The organism is Cupriavidus sp. 8B (genome assembly GCF_054589115.1).
Genome location: NZ_BAAILO010000289.1, coordinates 26,936 through 28,708 on the forward strand (window position 1 = coordinate 26,936; position 1,773 = coordinate 28,708).

At 69.5% G+C, this 1,773-nt stretch carries 1 protein-coding gene; it reads right to left on the reverse strand.

The genetic code is table 11. The features are described from left to right. On the reverse strand, window positions 1-1,686 hold a 1,686-nt coding region (locus tag ACYP5B_RS28710; RefSeq protein ID WP_459571935.1), incomplete at its 3' end, for a DUF2138 domain-containing protein. Window positions 1,687-1,773 lie beyond the last annotated feature (87 nt).

Consider the following 1,773-nt stretch of genomic DNA (forward strand, 5'->3'; position numbering starts at 1 on the left):
ACGCCCCGCAGGCAGGTTGTCCGGCAGGACCAGCGAGACCGCCGGGTATGCCGCAAGGGTCTTCAGCTTGGGGAACAAATGCGCGCGCGCCGCGTTCAGGAACAGGGCCTCCTGGTCCGCTGGCAGAGCCTTGGTGGCTTCGCGGCGCACCAGCGGCGCCAGCGTCGACGGGGTGAAGCTGAGCACGGTACGGGCCTGCTGGCCGCGCTGCATGGTGTCGGCCACCGCGGGAAAGCGCTTGCCCTGGACCGCCAGCGCGTCATCCACCAACGCGCCGTCAGGCGAGAACAGCACGGCGTTGCCGGCCAGTGCCAGCGTCACGGGGAAATACGCGCCCGCCGAAAGCTGGGCCGCGAACGGCGCCGCCTTGCCCTCGCGCGTGCCATAGGGCGAGCTGACCGCGCGCGACCAGAGCACCGCGCCGCCCGCGCCCTGGCGGTTCTGCACCGGCAGGCGCGCATAGGCGCCCTTTTCTGCGCCCTTCTGCGCGCCGGCGTTGGGTTCATAGGCGCCGATCACTTGCTCGAACAGGCTCGCCAGCACCGGACGCAGCGCGCCAGCGGCATCGGCCGACCTGACGCGGGCCATGAACAACGGCGCCACCAGCGCCGACTTGCTGTACCAGCACACGGCGGCCGGGCCTTCGAAGGCCTGGCCCACCTGCGTTGCCAACTCGTCCTTGCCACCGCTGACCTTCTGCAGCATCTTGCCGGCGGCCTGCCAGTCGACCGGCAGCGTGGCGCACGCTGCGGGGTCCGCCGGCAAGGCTTTCCAGAGCTCGGCCGTGTTCCACTCGCCCGGCAGGCGCGCGCCATCGACCAGCACCGCGCTGTGCCACGCGGCATCGTCGGCGCCGGCAAAATCGAAGCGCAGCGCTTCGATGCCCGGGAAGAATGCCTGGTAGCCAAACGAGAGGTAATTCGCGCCCACCAGCACGCGGTGGCCCTTGGGCGGGCCCTTGACTGCGTCGAGCGCGAACGATTGCAGTGGGGTCTCGCGCGCGCCGGCATCGTCGGACAACCAGGCGGCCACCGCCTTGGCGCGGGCGCCAATGGGCTTGCCCTCGGCGTCCAGCAGCATGCCGGCTTCGGACAGGATCACGAGGCGATCGCCCTTGCCCGCGAGCAGCAGGCTGCGCGCCGGGCCGATCCGCAGCGCGTACAGCGGCGTGCCGTCGACTTCGCCGGCGCGGCTCAACTGGGTATCGGCCGGGGCGATGGTGCCAAGTGTCTGCAGCACCTTGGCCAATCCATTGCGCTCCATCGACAGCGCCCAGTAGCGCAGGGTGCCATCGGCGCCGCGCCACGCCATGAGCCGGCCCGGTTCGTCGAACACGCGCTTGAACAACGCATCGGCCCAGTCCAGGTCGTGCTCGAAGGCAATGCGGCGCAAAGCGCCCGAGGCCGACAGGCGGCCTTCGTTGTCTTCGTAGTAATTGACGAAATCTTCGGTGAGCACGTCGCGCAGCAGCGGCACGCGGAGCATATCGCGCGGCAGGCTGGACAGGCTTTCGCTGTCGACCAGCGCATCGGGGCGGCTGAAATCGAGCTCAAGCTGGCGGGGCTGCCCCTTCCAGGCGCGTCCGAACGGGTGCCAGACCGCTTGGACGGCAACCCCAGCGGCAATCGCCAGTACGGCGGTGCCAAGCGCGATTTTCTTGCGCGAAATCTTGCGCGAAATCTTCATCAGTTCGCGCGGGAAACATCGGCCTTCAGGCCGGTGAGGGATAGCGCGCGACGCGAAGCGTCGCCCCTGTGCCCGCTCTCCTTCGTG